19 protein-coding genes and 4 tRNA genes are annotated in these 16,664 nt (G+C 72.7%); 14 read left to right on the forward strand and 9 right to left on the reverse strand.

Going from position 1 to position 16,664, the window contains the following annotated elements:
- Positions 1-21 precede the first annotated feature (21 nt).
- Positions 22-1,038: a glycoside hydrolase family 26 protein gene (locus tag ACFP2E_RS07435; protein ID WP_378524766.1), complete on the reverse strand. Its 1,017-nt coding sequence runs from the start codon at positions 1,036-1,038 to the stop codon at positions 22-24.
- A 238-nt stretch (positions 1,039-1,276) separates the two neighbouring features.
- Here ACFP2E_RS07435 and ACFP2E_RS07440 point away from each other — a divergent pair.
- The 3 genes from ACFP2E_RS07440 (at position 1,277) to ACFP2E_RS07450 (ending at position 2,834) form a co-directional block, all read left to right on the forward strand.
- Positions 1,277-1,349 (forward strand) — tRNA-Lys (locus tag ACFP2E_RS07440).
- 84 nt (positions 1,350-1,433) lie between these two features.
- Positions 1,434-1,583, forward strand: coding sequence for a hypothetical protein (locus ACFP2E_RS07445; RefSeq protein ID WP_378524767.1), 150 nt, complete (start codon positions 1,434-1,436; stop codon positions 1,581-1,583).
- 375 nt (positions 1,584-1,958) lie between these two features.
- The gene (locus tag ACFP2E_RS07450) at positions 1,959-2,834 is read left to right on the forward strand and encodes a universal stress protein (protein WP_378524768.1); all 876 of its coding nucleotides are present in this window, start codon (positions 1,959-1,961) and stop codon (positions 2,832-2,834) included.
- 135 nt (positions 2,835-2,969) lie between these two features.
- Here ACFP2E_RS07450 and ACFP2E_RS07455 read toward each other — a convergent pair whose 3' ends face one another.
- The 3 genes from ACFP2E_RS07455 to ACFP2E_RS07465 all read right to left on the reverse strand — a co-directional run bounded on the left by ACFP2E_RS07455 (position 2,970) and on the right by ACFP2E_RS07465 (position 6,424).
- On the reverse strand, positions 2,970-4,319 hold the full coding sequence (locus ACFP2E_RS07455) for a CehA/McbA family metallohydrolase (RefSeq protein ID WP_378524769.1): 1,350 nt from the start codon (positions 4,317-4,319) through the stop codon (positions 2,970-2,972).
- A gap of 30 nt (positions 4,320-4,349) precedes the next feature.
- A complete protein-coding gene (locus tag ACFP2E_RS07460; RefSeq protein ID WP_378524770.1) occupies positions 4,350-4,805 on the reverse strand; it encodes a GNAT family N-acetyltransferase in 456 nt (151 codons plus the stop codon).
- A 104-nt stretch (positions 4,806-4,909) separates the two neighbouring features.
- A complete protein-coding gene (locus ACFP2E_RS07465; protein WP_378524771.1) occupies positions 4,910-6,424 on the reverse strand; it encodes an NAD(P)/FAD-dependent oxidoreductase in 1,515 nt (504 codons plus the stop codon).
- 248 nt (positions 6,425-6,672) lie between these two features.
- Here ACFP2E_RS07465 and ACFP2E_RS07470 point away from each other — a divergent pair, with 248 nt between their 5' ends.
- The 3 genes from ACFP2E_RS07470 to ACFP2E_RS07480 are packed head-to-tail and all read left to right on the forward strand — an operon-like array spanning position 6,673 to position 8,376.
- A complete protein-coding gene (locus tag ACFP2E_RS07470; RefSeq protein WP_378524772.1) occupies positions 6,673-7,611 on the forward strand; it encodes an ATP-binding protein in 939 nt (312 codons plus the stop codon).
- A 13-nt stretch (positions 7,612-7,624) separates the two neighbouring features.
- Positions 7,625-8,044: a fluoride efflux transporter FluC gene (locus ACFP2E_RS07475; protein ID WP_378524773.1), complete on the forward strand. Its 420-nt coding sequence runs from the start codon at positions 7,625-7,627 to the stop codon at positions 8,042-8,044.
- On the forward strand, positions 8,041-8,376 hold the full coding sequence (locus ACFP2E_RS07480; protein ID WP_378524774.1) for a fluoride efflux transporter FluC: 336 nt from the start codon (positions 8,041-8,043) through the stop codon (positions 8,374-8,376). Before ACFP2E_RS07475 ends, ACFP2E_RS07480 begins: the two co-directional genes overlap by 4 nt.
- Before the next feature lie 53 nt (positions 8,377-8,429).
- Here the strand turns inward: ACFP2E_RS07480 and ACFP2E_RS07485 are convergent, their stop codons facing one another.
- From ACFP2E_RS07485 to ACFP2E_RS07495, 3 genes are all read right to left on the reverse strand, one after another.
- Complete coding sequence (locus ACFP2E_RS07485; RefSeq protein ID WP_378524775.1) at positions 8,430-8,783, reverse strand: metallopeptidase family protein; 354 nt, start codon at positions 8,781-8,783, stop codon at positions 8,430-8,432.
- A gap of 99 nt (positions 8,784-8,882) precedes the next feature.
- Positions 8,883-8,959, reverse strand: a tRNA-Asp gene (locus ACFP2E_RS07490).
- 82 nt (positions 8,960-9,041) lie between these two features.
- A tRNA-Glu gene (locus ACFP2E_RS07495) sits at positions 9,042-9,117 on the reverse strand.
- Positions 9,118-9,384: 267 nt separating this feature from the next.
- Here ACFP2E_RS07495 and ACFP2E_RS07500 point away from each other — a divergent pair.
- The 7 genes from ACFP2E_RS07500 (at position 9,385) to ACFP2E_RS07530 (ending at position 14,775) form a co-directional block, all read left to right on the forward strand.
- Entirely contained in the window at positions 9,385-10,323 is a 939-nt protein-coding gene (locus ACFP2E_RS07500) for a response regulator transcription factor (RefSeq protein ID WP_378524776.1), read from the forward strand.
- 44 nt (positions 10,324-10,367) lie between these two features.
- Positions 10,368-10,742: a response regulator transcription factor gene (locus ACFP2E_RS07505; RefSeq protein ID WP_378524777.1), complete on the forward strand. Its 375-nt coding sequence runs from the start codon at positions 10,368-10,370 to the stop codon at positions 10,740-10,742.
- An 83-nt stretch (positions 10,743-10,825) separates the two neighbouring features.
- Positions 10,826-10,899, forward strand: a tRNA-Phe gene (locus ACFP2E_RS07510).
- Positions 10,900-11,171: 272 nt separating this feature from the next.
- Positions 11,172-11,759: a hypothetical protein gene (locus ACFP2E_RS07515; protein ID WP_378524778.1), complete on the forward strand. Its 588-nt coding sequence runs from the start codon at positions 11,172-11,174 to the stop codon at positions 11,757-11,759.
- Positions 11,760-11,871: 112 nt separating this feature from the next.
- A complete protein-coding gene (locus ACFP2E_RS07520) occupies positions 11,872-12,663 on the forward strand; it encodes a hypothetical protein (RefSeq protein WP_378524779.1) in 792 nt (263 codons plus the stop codon).
- Positions 12,660-13,436 carry a signal peptidase I gene (locus ACFP2E_RS07525; protein ID WP_378524780.1) on the forward strand — a complete coding sequence of 259 codons (777 nt, stop codon included), beginning with the start codon at positions 12,660-12,662 and terminating at the stop codon, positions 13,434-13,436. Before ACFP2E_RS07520 ends, ACFP2E_RS07525 begins: the two co-directional genes overlap by 4 nt.
- 106 nt (positions 13,437-13,542) lie before the next feature.
- Positions 13,543-14,775, forward strand: coding sequence for a phosphoglycerate dehydrogenase (locus ACFP2E_RS07530; RefSeq protein WP_378524781.1), 1,233 nt, complete (start codon positions 13,543-13,545; stop codon positions 14,773-14,775).
- Between the two features lie 45 nt (positions 14,776-14,820).
- On the opposite strand, the gene ACFP2E_RS07535 is transcribed toward ACFP2E_RS07530, so the two are convergent.
- Entirely contained in the window at positions 14,821-15,045 is a 225-nt protein-coding gene (locus tag ACFP2E_RS07535) for a hypothetical protein (protein ID WP_378524782.1), read from the reverse strand.
- A 150-nt stretch (positions 15,046-15,195) separates the two neighbouring features.
- Here ACFP2E_RS07535 and ACFP2E_RS07540 point away from each other — a divergent pair, with 150 nt between their 5' ends.
- On the forward strand, positions 15,196-15,642 hold the full coding sequence (locus ACFP2E_RS07540) for an ester cyclase (protein WP_378524783.1): 447 nt from the start codon (positions 15,196-15,198) through the stop codon (positions 15,640-15,642).
- Between the two features lie 99 nt (positions 15,643-15,741).
- On the opposite strand, the gene ACFP2E_RS07545 is transcribed toward ACFP2E_RS07540, so the two are convergent.
- A complete protein-coding gene (locus tag ACFP2E_RS07545) occupies positions 15,742-16,602 on the reverse strand; it encodes an aldo/keto reductase (RefSeq protein ID WP_378524784.1) in 861 nt (286 codons plus the stop codon).
- Between the last annotated feature and the right edge of the window lie 62 nt (positions 16,603-16,664).

Raw genomic sequence — 16,664 nt, forward strand, 5'->3', positions numbered from 1 at the left:
GGGCGGACCACCGGGGCCTGGTCAGTACGTCGCGAGGCCGGCGCGGAAGGCGTCCAGCGAGTGGTCCGAGGAGTTGATCCTCCAGTCGGTCTCCTTGTTCAGCTGGAACCAGGTCACGCTGCGCACCTCGGGGTGCCGCTCGAGCCAGGCGAACATGCCACGGACCCACTCGCCCTTGTCGCCGCCGTGCTCGGCGCTGCCGGTCTCGCCGATGTGGATGGGGCGCCGGCTCAGGAGGCTCAGCTGCTGCACCCCGGGCCCGAAGACCTCGCCGAAGGACTGCCAGCTCGACCACGGCTGGGTGGTGCCCCAGTTGTAGCCGTCGAGGGCCACCTCGTCGACCCAGGCGTCGCCCGGGAAGAGGCCCGGCAGCGGCGTCGAGCCGTCGTACGGGATGTTGGGCGACCAGGACCAGGTCACGTTGGTGACCCGCATGCCGCGGAAGAGGTCCACGACGTGCCGCCAGGCGGCGACGAAGTCACCGGGCCCGTTGCCGTTGACCCCCTCGGCCCATGGGTACCAGCTGCCGTTCATCTCGTGGCCGAGCCGGATCACCAGCGGTCGGCCGTAGCTGCGGACCTGGCGGGCGAAGCGGGTGAGGTAGCGGTCGTGGCGGCCGGCCGCGATCCGGTCGAGCGAGTACTCCGGTTGGTAGGTGCCGGCGGCCGGGTCCCACGCCTCCCAGGTGATGACGGGGGTCGCGCCGCGGTCGGCGATCCGTCCCACCTCGGCGGCGGGGAAGTCCTCCTGGTGGGCCCAGGCGGAGTACCAGGTGACCCGGTCGACCTCTCGGCCCGTCATCCCGGCGACCTCGTCGACCGTCGACAGGTCCCACGGGACGTGGTCGGCCGCGACGCCGAAGGCCCGCTCTGTCGGGACGGGCGTCGTCACGGGCTGCGGGCGCTTGGCCCGTCGCGCCTCGGCGGGCGCCGCCAGGACGCCGCACAGGACCGCCAGCAGCACCACTGGCAGGGCGCGCCGCAACCAGAGCGGAGGGCGACCCTCCGACGGGCGGCGGAACGTATCAAGCCGAGTCACGCCATTCACTGTGCGGCGCTCCGCGCGCACTCGTGAGGATTTCGTGAATTCGGGGCCCTAGGTCCCGGACGCGGCGTGTTCGACGCGACAGGTCACGGGACGTCTGCTAAAGGCCTGACCCGTCGCGTCCCCCACCCGTGGCCCGGTCGGGCCATCGCTACGCTGTCCCACCGGGCATGGCGGGCACAGAGACCACCACCCGACGACCCGAGGTCCGCGCTCCCGCGCGGGGCTCCCCGGGCCCCTAGCTCAATTGGCAGAGCAGGAGACTTTTAATCTCTTGGTTGTGGGTTCGAGTCCCACGGGGCCTACTCACCACCACTGCTCGCCGGCCACCCGTCCAGACCGCTCCGACTCGCGAGTAACCCAGCTCGGGCCTGCGCGGTTGTCGGGGCATGGACGCTGCGACCGACCAGCAGGACACCGCACTCGACCTCCTGACCGCCTGGCTCGAGCACCGCGGCCGGATGGGCAGGCGGTCCGACGAGCCGGCGGCGTACCAGCGGGTCTCGATCGAGCGGCCCGCGCTCGCCAGCACCCGCTGACCGAGGGGGGTCATTCCGGCGCACCCCGGACCCTCCAGCCGGGGGACATCGTCACGGCCCGACGGGGCCGTGCACGTCATGAGGCCCGGGCTGTCCGCCGTGCGTAACTGCGGGGCCCGGGCCTTCCGAGAGGACACGAAACTTGTGTGAGCCAGCCCACAACAGGGACCAAAGTCCCTAATCGGGTCCCTGAACGCCCCGAAGGGCACTTGGATCGTCACAAAGATGGGTGAGTCGGCCCCTCGGACTGGACCAGGCCCGAATCGCCCGGCCGGGTGACCAAAGCCCCTGCCCGGACGGGGCATGTCCGGGCTTGGGTGGACGCGTCGCGGTCGGCACGGGTCGCCCGACCGGGCAGCGAGGGAGTGATCGATCGTGGCGTCATCCTCTGTCCCGCGGGGTGCGGTGGTGGTCGGCGTCGACGGTTCGAGCGGGGGCCACCGGGCCCTGCTGTGGGCCGCCGACACGGCATCGCTGCAGGGCAGGCCGCTGGTGCTCGCGCACGCCGTGGGCCGTTTCGACGCGCTGGGCCCGGAGGTCTACGGGCTCGACCACGCGGTCGTACGCCGGGCGCTGGAGCACGAGGGCGCCGAGGTGCTCCGGCACGCCCGGTCGGAGGTGGCCGCCACCTGGCCGGGGCTCGAGGTGCACGAGGAGCTGCGCTCCGTCGACGCCCGCGCGCTGCTGATGGACCTCTCCGGGTCCGCCAGCCTGCTCGTGGTGGGCACCCGGGGCCGCGGCACCCTCACCGGGCTGCTGCTGGGGTCGGTCAGCCTGGCGGTCTCCCAGCACGCCGACTGCCCCGTCGCGGTCGTCCGGCCGCACGACCGGACCCTGATGCGCGACGGCGTCCTCGTCGGGGTCGACCTGGCCGAGACCGACCAGCGGGCGCTGGCGGTCGCCGCGCAGCAGGCTGCCGACCGCAAGCTGCCGCTCACCGTGCTGAACGTGGTGTTCGACGGGCTGCCTCCGGGCCCGGTGCCCGACGACGAGGCCGGGCACGACGAGCGGCGCCGCGCGCTGGCCGAGCTCGTCGACCGGCTGTCGGGCCAGTTCCCCGACCTCGAGGTGCGCCCGGCGCTCGTCCGCGGCCTCACCGAGGACGCGCTCGTCAACGCGGCGCAGGGCAAGGAGCTCGCGGTCGTGGGGGTGCACCCGTCGCGGCCGCTGCTCGACTTCTTCCGGCGGGACATCGACCGGGCCATGGTCGAGCGGGCCCCGTGCGTCGTGATGACGGTGCCGCTGAGGTAGGTCTCGACGAGCTCCCTTCGACACGGCGCTGGCGCGCCTGCTCAGGACAGGCGACCTGCGTAGGGTCGGCGCCCTGCCCCCGTGCGGGGATCTCGAGGCTCGGCCGTGACCGGCCTCGCACCTCGATCACCGACTTCAGGCGGCGTCCGGGTCCAGCCACCACGGACTGGTGTAGGCGATGCCGAGGTCGTTCCCGGGCTGGCCGGCGGGACCGGGGGTCGCGTTGGGCTGGTCGGGGTCGGCGACGCGCAGCAGCACCCAGTCGCCGTCGGCGACGTCGACCGGCACCCGCAGCCGGTGCACCGTGCCCACCTCGAACGGCTCCACCGCCACCACCTCGGGGACCTCCGGGCCGGGCCGCAGGACCTGGACGTCCAGCCGGCGTCCGCGCCAGGAGGCGCCGCGGTCGACGTCGAGCACGAACGTCGCCGTGCCGCGCCGCATCGGCAGCACCGAGCCCATCCGGGCCGGCCGCAGGTCAGGCGTCAGCGCCAGCGCGTCGACGCGCAGCCCGGAGGTGCGGGTGGCGAAGAACCGCCGCGCCAGCATGGCCGCCTTCACCCCGGCCCGGGAGTGCTCGTCCACCCAGAGCCCGGTCCGGCCCTTGCCCTCCGGGTGGCCCCAGTCGATGCCGTGCTCGTCGGTCACGCCCGACAGGCCGGTCCGCCAGCCGGCGTTGAGGCAGGCGCACAGCGGCGAGGAGCGGCCGTCCGCCCAGCCCTCGAAGAGGTAGTCGTCGCGCCGGTTGAACATCTCCAGGGACACCATCCGGTCGCGCACCCGCGGGTCGAAGCGGAACTCCTCGAACCGGCCGGGCTCGCGGCCCGGGTGGTTGAAGCCCGCGATGCCGTCGGCTCCCCCGTCGAGCACCAGCCCCGGCTCGCGGCGCAGCCACTCCAGCAGCGGGGCCATCACGCCGGCCTGGAGGACGTCGACGTAGTGCTCGGTGAACCACACGTTGACGTGGCCCAGCAGCGGCTCGGACCACTCGAACCCGCGGATCGCGGTGAAGGCGCCATCGGCGTCCGCCGCGTCGGCGTACTGCTTGGTGCGGGCCCAGCCCTCGGGGGTGAGGCCGGCGGCCTGCCGGTACTCCGCGGGCAGCATCCCGGCGAGGATCTCGCCCAGCACGCTGTCGGAGTACGTCGCGTGGTCGGTCAGCGCAGCGACGTCGAGGCCGGCGCTGCGCAGCGAGTCGAAGGCGAGTGCGGGGTCGCCGTCGCCGTCCGAGAGCAGCGTGTGGTTGTGAAGGTCGGCGTGGACGAGGGTGGTGCCGGCCCCCGCGACCCGCGAGCGGCGCAGCGCACCCACGGCCGGGCGAGAGCCGGCGGCGGCGACGGCACCCGTGCTCGGCGACAGCAGACCGGCCATCAGCAGGCCGGCGCCGGCGGAGCCCAGCGCGGCGCGACGGGTCAGCGGGGTGGTGGGCAGGCCGGGCCGGACGGTGGGCGCCGCGGAGGAGCCGGACGAGTGGTGGTCGCACATGAACGGCACAACGCGTGACCGGCGGCCGGGTCACCCCGCAGCGGGTGAGCTCCCGGTGGCGATCCAGTAGCGCCGCTTCCCGCGGCGCGCGTCCTCGAGCACACCGCCGTTGCGCTCGATCGTGCGGCGCGAGGCGACGTTGTCCTCGTCGCAGGTCAGCAGCACCCGCTCCAGCCCGAGGTCTGCCGCGACCGGGAGCGCCAGCGCGAGCGCCCGGGACGCGTGGCCCCGTCCCCGGTGCGAGGGGCGGACCGAGTACCCGACGTGGCCGCCCTGGTCGAGCAGCCACGGGGTCAGCGCGTGACGCAGCGCGAGGTAGCCGACGAAGGTCTCCCCGACGGCCAGCCAGAAGTACGACGAGTGCACGCGGCCCTCGGGCAGCACGGTCGCCGGGTCACCCTGCTCGCGCAGGTGGTCGACCACCTTCCGGCAGCCCTCCTCGGTGGTGTCGAGCCGCTCGAGGTCCCACAGTCCCGAGCCGTGCATGTGGTCGCCGGCCGCGGCGAACTCTGCGACCGCCTCGGCCCAGGAGGCGCGCAGGCACAGGTCCGGGGTCGCGAGCCGCAGGGCGCCCCCGGTCGCGTCGCTGGTCAGCGGCGCTGCTCGGCCGGGACACCCCGCTGGTGGGCGTCGGTGAGCCGGGCCTCCTCGGCCGCCTGCTGCTCGAGCTCTGCGCGCCGGGTGGTCTCCAGCATCTGCCGGGCCGCGTCGTACGCCCCCGGCTCGGAGACCAGGTCCGTGGCGCCGCGGCGCAGCCGCGCCAGCGCGGAACGGGCGAAGATCTGCTGCTCGGTGGTGGTCCGCTCCTGCCGACCGCGGCCGAGGAACGAGATGAACCAGTGCAGCAGCGCCGTCACGCGGTTCTTGAAGCCGGTGATGTAGACGAGGTGCACGGCCAGCCACATCAGCCAGGCGATGACGCCGGTGAGCCGGACCTTGCCGACCAGGGCGACCGCGCGGAACCGGCTGATGATCGCCATCGAGCCCTTGTCGAAGTACTTGAACGGCTTCTGCGGTGCCTTGCCGCGCAGCCGGCCGTCGATCTCCTTGGCGGCGTACTTGGCGCCCTGGATGGCGACCTGGGCGACGCCGGGCAGGTTGTCGAGCGAGGCCATGTCGCCGACGACGAAGACCTCGGGGTGGCCCGGCAGGGTCAGGTCGGGGTTGACGGAGATCCGGCCGGCGCGGTCCAGCGGCGCGCCGGTCTGCTCCGACAGCGTCCGACCGAGCGAGCTGGCCTGGACGCCCGCGGCCCAGATCTTGGTGACGGCGTCGATCCGCTCGACCCGGCCGTCCTTGTACTTCATCTCGATGCCGCGCTCGTCGACGTCGGTCACCATCGCGCCGAGCCTGACCTCGACGCCGAGCTTCTCGAGCTCCGCCTTGGACTTCTCGCCGAGCTTCTGGCCGAACGGCGGCAGCACCTGCGGCGCCGCGTCGACCAGGATCACCCGGGCCTCCCGGGTGTTGATGGCGCGGAAGTCCCGCTTCAGGGTGCGATGGGCCAGCTCGGCGATCTGGCCGGCCATCTCGACGCCGGTGGGGCCGGCGCCGACCACCACGAAGGTGAGCAGGTGGTCGACGTCGTCGCCGCGGTTGGCGCCGAGCTCGGCCATCTCGAAGGCACCGAAGATCCGGCCGCGAAGCTCGAGCGCGTCGTCGATGGTCTTCATGCCGGGCGCGAACTCGGCGAAGTGGTCGTTGCCGAAGTAGCTCTGGGCGGCACCGGCGGCGACGATCAGCGAGTCGTACGCCGTCACGGTCTCGCGGCCGAGCACGTGCGACGTCACCAGACGGTTCTCGAGGTCGATCGCGGTGACCTCGCCGAGCAGGACCTGAGCGTTGCTCTGGCGGCTCAGCACCTCGCGCGTCGGCGGTGCGATCTCGCCCTGGGACAGGATGCCGGTGGCCACCTGGTAGAGCAGCGGCTGGAAGAGGTGGTGGGTCGTCTTCGCGACCATGGTCACGTCGACCGGAGAGCGCCGCAGGGCCTTGGTGCCGAAGAGCCCGCCGAAGCCCGAGCCGACGACCACCACCCGGTGTCGGTCGCCTGCGGTCTGGTCTGCTGCAGCCGTGGACGGGTGTGCCGGGACCTGGCCTGACATGAGCTTCCTTTCTCCGGTGACGGACGGCGCCGTGCCGGCCCATCCGGACGGCCCATTGTCCCGTCGCGCGGGCCGGAACCACGAATCCGACCACGGTACGGGCAACGTTCGGTTGGTCACACGGCGCGTTCCGTTGCCCGGCACCCCGTCCGAAGACGAAAATCCCAGCGATTCGGTTTGCGGCTCGGTGGGGGCGGGTATGTCGCAGACATCTGGCCGTTGCCCGCGACCCCAGGGGAGACAAGATCGTGCCGCTCAACCGGCCCGCCCTCGATCTGGGCCCAGGTCCCAGCGGAGCGAGCCGCGCACGCACCTGGGTGGCCGAGGTCTGCCGCGACGCCGGCCGTCCCGACCTCGTCGAGTGCGCCGAGATGGGCGTCTCCGAGCTGGTCACCAACGCGCTGCTGCACGGCGACGAGCCGATCACGGTCCGCGTCCGCGGCACCCGCGAGCACCCCCGCATCGAGGTCGGCGACGCCTCCTGCGAGCCGCCCGAGATGCCCGGTGCAGCAACCCTCGGCGACGAGGACGAGGTGCTGCTGACCTTCGGCCGCGGCCTCGACATCGTCAGCCGCTGCTCCGACGCGTGGGGGGTCGAGATCGAGGAGGACGGCAAGGTCGTCTGGTTCTCCCCCGCTGCGGCGATGCGCGAGGACGGCGGCGCCGTCGGCGTCGTGACGGGCGACCCCGACCCCTCGGTCGACCGGGAGTCGGCCACCGACCTGATCCAGGTCGAGGTCCTCGACGTCCCGATGCGGGCCTTCGTCGACTTCCAGAACCACTACCGCGAGCTGCGCCGCGAGGTCCGGCTGCTGGCGCTCGCCCACCACGGCGAGTACCCCCTCGCCCAGGACCTCACCCAGATGTTCGCCACCCTCGACCGGGTGCTGCGCGAGGGCATCGACCGGCGGCAGCGCGACGCCGTGCTCCACGCGGGCGAGGAGCAGGCCGACCTGGTCGTCGTGACCTCGCGCGCGGTCGCCGGACGGATCGGCCGCTTCCTCGAGCTGCTCGACCTCGCCGATGAGTTCTGCCGTCAGGAGCGGCTGCTGTCGCTGGCCCGCTCCCCCGAGCAGCGGGCGTTCCAGCAGTGGTTCCTCGGCGAGTTCGTGCGCCAGCACGCCGGCGAGGAGCCCCAGCCGTGGCCCCACCACGTGACGTGCCCCGAGTGCCAGCGCGTCCCGTGACCGCGGGTCCCGGGTGAGCCGCGGCCCGCTCACGCCGCGCCTGCTCCTCGCCGTCGCCGTCGGTGGCGCGCTAGGCGGCGTGCTCCGCTGGACCGTCGGCCAGCTGGCCCCCGCAGGTGACGGCTTCCCGTGGCCGACGCTCGGCATCAACGTCGTCGGCGCCTTCGCCCTGGCCGCCCTCCCGGCCGTCGCTGCGGTCCGCCGGCGACAGTGGCTGGCGGTCCTCCTCGGGCCCGGCCTGCTCGGCGGCTTCACCACGTTCTCGGCGTACGCCGAGGAGAGTCGGGCGCTGCTCGCCGACGCCCGGCCGGCCGAGGCGTCGGCCTACCTCGTCGGCACGGTCGGGGCGTGCCTCGTCGCGGTGCTGCTCGCCCACCGGCTCTCCACCCCGGCGGAGCAGCAGGTCTTCGAGGACGAGGAGGGCAACGAGTGACCCCGTTGCTCGTGGCGCTCGGCGCGGGCCTCGGCGCCGTCTGCCGGCTGCTCGCCGCCCACCACATGGACGGCGTGGACGGCCGGGTGCCGTGGGGCACCTTCGGCGTCAACGTCGCCGGGTCGTTCCTGCTCGGCGCCTTCTCCGCGATGGTGCTCGACGACCACCTGTGGGCGCTCGTCGGCGTGGGCTTCAGCGGCGGCCTCACCACCTTCTCCGCGTTCGCTGTCCAGGCGGTCGAGCGCGGCCGGGCCCTCGGGACGGCGTACGTCGCGTCGACGGTGCTGGCGGGTCTGGTGGCCTGTGCCGCGGGATTCGCGCTCTACGAGTGACGCTGAGCGACCCTGAGTGACCCGACCGAGGTGCCGGTCACGGGCCGGGTGGCTCAGGCGTAGCCGAGGTCGTGGAGCCGGTCGTCGTCGATGCCGAAGTGGTGGGCCACCTCGTGCACGACGGTGATCCGCACCTCCTCGACCAGCTGCTCCTCGGTGTCGCACATGTCGAGGAGCGGGTTGCGGAAGATGAAGATCCGATCGGGCAGCTGCATGCCGTAGTCGCCGTACCGCTCGGTGAGCGCGACCCCGTCGTAGAGCCCGAGCAGGTCGGGGTCGTCCGCGGGCGGCTCGTCCTCGACGAGCACGACGACGTTGTGGATCAGCTGGGCGAGCTCGTCGGGGATGCCGTCGAGGGAGGTCTCGACGAGCCGCTCGAAGTCGGCGCGGTCCATCTCCACGGGCATGCCGCCATTCTGCCCGCGCCGCGGCGACGACCCGAACCCGGCAACCGGCGCCCGTGAAATGCCGAAAGGCCCGGATCTGGCGATCCGGGCCTTTCGCTGTGGCGACCCCGACGGGACTCGAACCCGCGGCCTCCGCCGTGACAGGGCGGCGCGCTAACCAACTGCGCTACGGGGCCTTGGTGCCTCACTGGTGAAGCGGGTGGAACTCTAACCCATCGATGTCGCGGACTCCCAATCGGGACTCCGAGCCACTTCGGGTGGCACCCCCAACGGGATTCGAACCCGTGCTACCGCCGTGAAAGGGCGACGTCCTAGGCCGCTAGACGATGGGGGCCGGAACTGCCCGGCAAGCATAAAGGGCGTCGGGCCTTCGGCCCCAACTCCGCCGCGGCATTGGCGGAGCAGGGACACGAGGGCCCGACGCCCTCCGGGGGAATGCGTAGGCACCCGGCCGACCGAGCGGGGGTCCCGACCGACCGGGTGCCTGATCAATGGTGCGGGAGCGCGTGTGCGCGTGGTGTGAAGGCGGCAGCCGGTGCCGTGAAGAAACCGTGAAGGCAACCCGTGCCCGCCGTCGCCACCGCGCCCGTATGCTCCGCACATGCCCCGGTTGCTGGTGATGGACGACGAGCCTCAGGTGGTGCTCGCCCTCACCCGCGCGCTCGAGGGGCTCGGCCACCAGGTGCAGGCCGCCGCGAGCGGCGAGGACGGCGTGCTGCAGGCCTCGACGTGGTGGCCCGATCTGATCGTCCTCGACGGGCAGCTGCCCGACATGGACGCGCTCGAGGCGATCCGCCGGCTCCGGCCGTGGTGCGAGGCGCCGATCCTCGTGCTCTCGGAGATGAGCGACGAGCCCCGCCGGGTCGAGGCGCTCGACGCCGGCGCCGACGACTTCCTCCAGAAGCCCTTCGGCATGCCCGAGCTGGTCGCCCGGCTGGGCGCGCTGCTGCGCCGCAGCGGGGGGCCCGCCGCACCGGTGACGACGCTCCACTTCCCCGGGCTCGAGGTCGACCTCGTGGCCCGCTCGGTGCAGGTCGACGGCGACGAGGTGCGGCTGACACCCACCGAGTGGCGGCTCCTCGAGGCACTCGTCACCCAGCCCGGCAAGCTGGTCACCCACCGCTGGCTGCTCACCCGCGCCTACGACTCGTCGTACGGCGACGAGTCCCGGCAGGCGCTGCGCGCCCACGTCCGTTCACTGCGGGCGAAGCTGCGCGACGACGCGTACTCGCCCCGCTTCATCCGCACCGAGAGCGGCATCGGCTACCGGTGGCTGCCCACCGGGACACTGGTGGACACCGCCGAGGTCGAGCCGGGGGCGACCGACGACCTCGCCGACACGGACCGCCGCGACACCGAGGACGTCATCCACGAGCTCAACAACGTGCTGACCGCGATGCGGCTCACGGCGTTCGCCATCAGGACCAAGGGAGTCGAGGCCGGCGGCGACCTCGCCTCGAAGTCCGACGACCTGGTGCAACGGGCGGCAGCGCTGGCGACCGAGCTGCAACGCTCGGCGGCCGCGACGGTGGACGGGTAGCCTGAGGACGTGCGCTGGTCGATGCAGCGTCGGGGAGAGTGGTCATGAGTGTCGTGCTGGTGGCGGACGACGACGCCGACGTGTCGGAGCTCGTCTCGTTCCTCCTCGAGGACCAGGGCCACGAAGTGGTCGCCACGGACAACGGGGACGACGCCCTGCGCGAGGTGCGCTCGCGGCTGCCCGCGCTGGTGCTGCTCGACGTGTCGATGCCCGGCGGCCCCGACGGCTTCGACGTGACCCGCGCCCTCAAGGCCGACGCGGCCACCTCCGGCATCCCGGTCCTGCTGCTCACCGCGCGCGGCCGCGAGGTCGACGTGCAGGAGGGTCTCGCGGCCGGCGCCGACGGCTACCTCGTCAAGCCGTTCGACCCCGCCGACCTCTTCACGCGCGTCGAGTCGCTGCTCGCCGCCGACGCCTGAACCGCGCCCCTCCTGCATCCGGCGCCGTCGGCGGACCGCGGTTTCGTGCGGTCCGTGGGTCTCGGGTATGGTTCCCCTCGCTCGGGCAGGTAGCTCAGTTGGTACGAGCGTCCGCCTGAAAAGTGGAAGGTCGGCGGTTCGACCCCGCCCCTGCCCACGAGCACGAAGGGCCCCGTCGTCACGACGGGGCCCTTCGCCGTTCACGGGACGCGATCGGCGGGCCAGACGTCCCGGCCCCGACCTGACCCGGAGGACTGAAGCCCGGGCCCTTTGGCCTATTCACATTTTACCCATTATTGGGTAGTGGGTCGCAGGATTCAGCCCTATGGTGCAAGAGGCGGTCGCTGCGGCCGCCAGAGGGAGACATGTTCGGGGGGACACGCAGTCTCGGGTCGTGCCCGCCACGACTCACGAGACTGGGAGCACTTCATGAACACGGGGATCCTGACGCCCGCACGGTCCGCCAGCCCGACCGCCACCCCCACCCGGGGTCGCCGTCCGCTGCGCGGCCGCTTCGCCCTCACGTCCGCCGGACTGCTGTCCGTGCTGGTCGCCGTCCTCGGGGTCAACTTCGCGGGTGACACGAGTACGTCGAGTCCGGCCGTGTCGAGCTCGGCAGGCATCATCATCACCCAGGGCACGCCCCAGACGTGGAGCGTCTCGGTCGGGTCGGCGGGTTCGGTGCAGGCTCCGACCGGGGACCAGAAGATCGCCTCCATCAACCCGGCGGGGGCGACCTCCTCAAAGATGCTGGTGAGCGTCTACATCACCAACCTCGACAAGCTCGCGGTCAACTACTCGTCCTGGAACTTCAACCTGAGCCTCGACCCGACCACCGGAACCGGGCCGGCCGACCAGGTGATCACCTCGGACTCGGGCACCGTCTCGTGGGTGGTCGACACCGGCCAGACCTACACGCTCAAGCTCGAGGCCGGCGGCAGCTTCTACACGATCGCCACCAACACCGACGACGGCAGCCTGTCGCCCCAGTTCTTCGTCCGCGCGACCCAGCTCTGACCTGGGCCTGACCTGAGGCCCGGGGTCCCCGCCTCATGGGGAAGCGGGGACCCCGTCAGCGGCACCCGGGCCGGAGGGGGTCCGGGGTGGAACGAGCAAGTGGGGGAAGCAGATGAGCGTTCACGAGGAGCACACGCCGGCGGTCAATGCGGGCCGCCGCGCCCGGCGGCGCCGGAGCCTGCTGGCGACCGCGGTCGCGGCGACGCTGGCGGCGAGCGGAATCTCCTACCTGTCCAGCTCAGGGGCGACGCAGGCGCAGGTGGGCGTCGTGCCCGGCGCCGCCGCTGACGGATCGGTCGCGGAGGTCCGGGCCCTGTCCGACGCGGTGACGACCAGCAAGGGCGGCTCGAAGAACGAGAGCGGCGTCAAGTTCGCCCGGGTGGACGTGGCGGCAGCGTTCGCCACCAACATCCGGATCTCCTTCGCCTGGCTGAACGCGAGCGAGTTCTTCAAGAAGACCGGGACCAAGGGGTGGCAGCTCCGGTTCGGGCTGTACTACCCGGTGCGGACCGGGGACTGCACGGGCTCCGACCCGAACCACGCGGTCAACGTGACGCTGTCCGCCTCCGAGAGCTGGAACGGCAACCAGCAGTCGTTCTGCGCCTACCGGGACCTCACGGCGACCGGGCCCGGCACGGTGGCCTCCGGGGATGACCGCGGCACGCAGCTGATGGCCGCGAGCTACCTCGTCGGAGGCCTCCGGCCGCAGCGGGGCACCGCGGGCGCCACCACCTGCACCGCCACCGGCACGACCCCGTGCGTGCCGGCCGGCCTCGCCACCGACCGGCGCACCTGGCTGGTCGTCGCCAGCCTGCTCAACCCGGGAGGCAACGCCCCCCAGGGACAGGTCTCCGAGCTGGCCACCGTCGACATGTTCGTGCGTGCCCGGAAGGTCGGCGGATGAGCAGAAGCCAGCACGCGCACGCGGCCCCGCGCCCCCGATGGGGCGTGGGTGACGTGCTCTGGCTGCTCGTGCCCGTCCTCAGCCTCGGCGGGGTGGCGGCGTACTTCGCCGCGTCGGTGGCGCTGGGTGTGACGCCGCCGTTCGCCGTCGTCGACGGCCAGTCGATGCGGCCCACGATGACGCCGGGCGACATGGTGGTGCTGCGCGGCGTCCCGGGCCACGAGGTGAGGGTCGGCGACGTCGTCTCCATCAGCCTCCCCGAGGAGGTGCAGGAGGAGAAGAGCCTGCCGGCCGAGGTGGTGCACCGCGTGGTCGAGAAGCGCGGCACCGGCTCCGAGGTCACCTTCGTGACCCAGGGCGACAACAACCCCGGCAAGGACGCGTTCGTCACCACGCCCGGCATGATCCGGGGCGAGGTGGTCCACACGGTCCCCGGCCTCGGCTACCCGATCCTCTTCTTCCGGTCGCTGCAGGGGCAGGTCTTCCTGGCCGCCCTCGGCCTCGCCGTGGTCGGCTACTTCGTGATCGCCGCGCTCGAGCGGCGGCAGGAGGCCGCCGAGCAGGAGAATCCGACATTGGCGATCCACGAGCTGGAGGAGGCCCTGGAGGAGGACCGGGAGACCCTCAAGGTGCTCGTCGAGGCGGTGCAGGAGTACGGCGAGCACCTGCGCTCGCACACCCAGGCGGTCAAGGACATGGCCGCCGCCGCGGAGGCCCTCGCCCACGTCGCCCAGCGGCTCCGGCCGCCCGACCCTCCGGCCCCCTCCGCCTGACCCGTCGGGTGGCACACGGCCGGGCCGTGGCGCCGCCCGCGACCCGCGGCTAGCGTGACGGTGTCCCCCACCAGCCGCCGCACGCGCCCACCCCGGAGGTCGCCGGATGCACATCCTGCTCGCCGACTCGCTGCCCGCCGAGACCGTCACCGAGCTGGAGTCGCGCGGCCACCGCTGCGTCTCGGAGCCCGGGCTGTCCGCGGGCGACCTCGCCTCCCGCATCGACGGGGTCGACGTCCTGGTCGTCCGCAGCACCAGGGTGGGCGCGGACGTGTTCGAGGCGGCCGACCGCCTCGCCCTGGTCATCCGGGCCGGCGCCGGCACCAACACCATCGACACCGATGCCGCCGCCGCGCGCGGCGTGCTCGTGGCCAACGTGCCCGGGCGCAACGCGGCCGCCGTCGCCGAGCTCACCCTGGGGCTGCTGCTCGCCGTCGACCGGCGGATCCCCGACAACGTCGCCGACCTGCGGGCTGGCCGCTGGGACAAGAAGGGCTACGGCAAGGCATCGGGGCTGCTGGGCTCATCGCTCGGGATCATCGGGCTCGGCTCCATCGGGCTGCTCGTCGCCGAGCGTGCGGCGTCGTTCGGGATCCGGCTCCACTCGCTGTCGAAGCCCGGCCGCGACGAGCAGACCCTGGCCCGCATCGAGGCCCTCGGCATCACGCTCCACGACTCGCTCCGCGACCTGCTGGCGGCGTGCGACGCGGTCTCGCTCCACGTCCCCGCGTCGGAGGGGACCACCGGGCTCGTCGACAAGGACTTCCTCGCGGCGATGCGACCGGGCGCGATCCTCCTCAACACCTCGCGCGGTGACGTCGTCGACGAGGACGCGCTGCTCGAGGCCCTCGACGCCGGGGCGGTGCGCGCCGGGCTCGACGTGTACGCCGACGAGCCGACGTCCGGGACCGGCGAGTGGCGGTCACCGGTGGCGCAGCACCCCCGGGTGGTCGGGACCCACCACATCGGCGCATCGACCGAGCAGGCGCAGCGCGCCGTCGCCGACGGCGTCGTCGAGATCGTCGACGCGTTCGCGGCAGGCGAGGCCCGCAACAGCGTCAACCTGGCCCCGAGCCGGCTGGGCTCGGCAACCCTGACCGTGCGTCACCTCGACCGGGTGGGGGTGCTCGCGCGGGTGCTGGACCTGCTGAGCGAGGCGGGCCTCAACGTCGAGCACATGGAGAACCGGGTGTTCCGGGGCGGCGTGGCCGCGGTGGCGACCATTGACGTCGCGGGCACGACCCGACCGGAGGTGCCGGCAGACCTCCTGGACGGGCTGCTACGGGATCTCGACGCGATGCCGGAGGTGCTGGGCGCCTCGGCTGCTGAGCTGCCCTGAGAGCCGGCTGCGGAGCTGCCCCGAAAGCCGGGAACGACTGACGCGTCAGCGGGCGGCGCGCACCTGCATCGCGGCCAGCCAGGACTCGAACCGTCCCGGTGGCGTCTCGAGGTAGCGGTGGAGCCCCTCCTCGAGGCCGGCGATCTCGTCGGCGAGCTGCACCATCTCGTAGTCGACCCGGCGTTCGTCGGTGCAGGAGTGCGCCACGGCACTCGCCCGGTCGACCGACTCGCCGCACTCGGGGCACGGCATGAACCGCGGCGTGAACATGAGGGGCTTCCTCGATCCTCCCCCGCTAGCTCTGGTTGCAGGACCTATTCCCCCGTCCGGGCGAGCCCAAACGGCGCATTCCGGGGAAGTTCTCGGCGGTCTAGCGTCGACTGCGGGGCAGGTGTCGGAGCGGAGGCGACTATGACCGACATGGAGAAGAGGGAGAGCCTGGTCCGCAGGCTCTACGAGGCCTTCAACGAACGCGCCCTCGACGAGGCCGTCGAGATGACCCACCCCGAGGGGTCGACCACGATCGTCGGGACGGGCGAGAAGTTCGAGGGCCGCGACGGGGCACGCAGGTACAACGAGATGTGGCTGGCCGCCTTCCCGGACGGGCACGCCACGATCGACCGGGTCCACCTGACCGGCGACTACGCGGTCGTCGAGTTCACGGGGCACGGAACCCACACGGGCACCCTGTCCACGGGAGCCGGGGACATCCCGGCCACCGGCAAGCAGGTCACCATGCAGTTCTGCGACGTGATCGAGTTCAAGGACGACATGCCCTACCGACAGCGGAGCTACTTCGACTCGGCGTCGATGATGATGCAGCTCGGGCTGCTCGAGGCCGGCGCGGGGGCGGCAGCCCAGCAGTAGCCGGGCACGGCAGCAGCCGGCAGCTCTGCACCACGCAACACCCGACCAGACGGACACCTGCCCTCCGGTCGGGTGGCCCTCGATCGGCGCGGGTGGTGCTCAGCCCGCGGTCGACAGCAGCTCGACCTCGTCCGGGGCGAGCTCGAGGTGGACCGCGCGCGCCGAGTCGGCGACCGACTCCGGACGGCTCGCGCCGGGGATGGGGATGACCGCGTCCGAGAGCGCCAGCTCCCAGGCCAGGCACACCTGCTGCGGGCTGGCGCCGTGTCGGTCGGCCACCTCCGCGAAGCGGCCCCACCGGCTGCCCAGCTCGCCGGCCTCCGACATGCCGCCGAGCGGGCTCCAGGCCAGGAACGCCAGCCCGAGCTCCGAGCAGAGCTCGATCTCGGGCCAGGACGAACGGAAGCTGGGCGAGAACTGGTTCTGCACCGCGACCAGCCCGTCACCGAGAATCCCGTGCGCGAGCCGGATCTGGTCGGGGTCGGCGTTCGAGATGCCGACCGATGCGACCAGCCCCTCGTCGAGCAGCGCCTTCAGGCCACCCATCGTCTCCTCGTACGGCACGGCCGGGTCGGGCCGGTGGTGCTGGTACAGCCCGATCCGCTCCACGCCCAGCCGTCGCAGGGAGCCGAGGCACGCCTCGCGGAGGTACTCGGGGCGACCGTCGAGGTGCCACTCCCTGCCTCGTCGGGTGTGCCCGCCCTTCGTGGCGACCAGCACCTCGTCGGGGCCGACGCCGTGGGCGCGGAGGGCGCGGGCGACGAGCTCCTCATTGTGGCCGAACGTCGCCTCGTCCGGGGAATAGGCGTCGGCAGTGTCGATGAGGGTCACGCCCTCCTCGAGCGCCCGCGCGACGGTGGCGAGGGCGCGCTCCTCGTCGTTGTGCTCCCGCACCGACATCGGCATGGCACCGAGCCCGATCGCCGAGACGTTCCAGCGGCCGATCCGTCGTTCGCGCATGCGGGCCAGCCTAGAGAGGCCCGTCCAAGAAGGCCCGCCTAGGGACTTGTGACCCATGCCTC

The organism is Nocardioides sp. GCM10027114 (assembly GCF_042659625.1).
Classification (GTDB): domain Bacteria; phylum Actinomycetota; class Actinomycetes; order Propionibacteriales; family Nocardioidaceae; genus Nocardioides.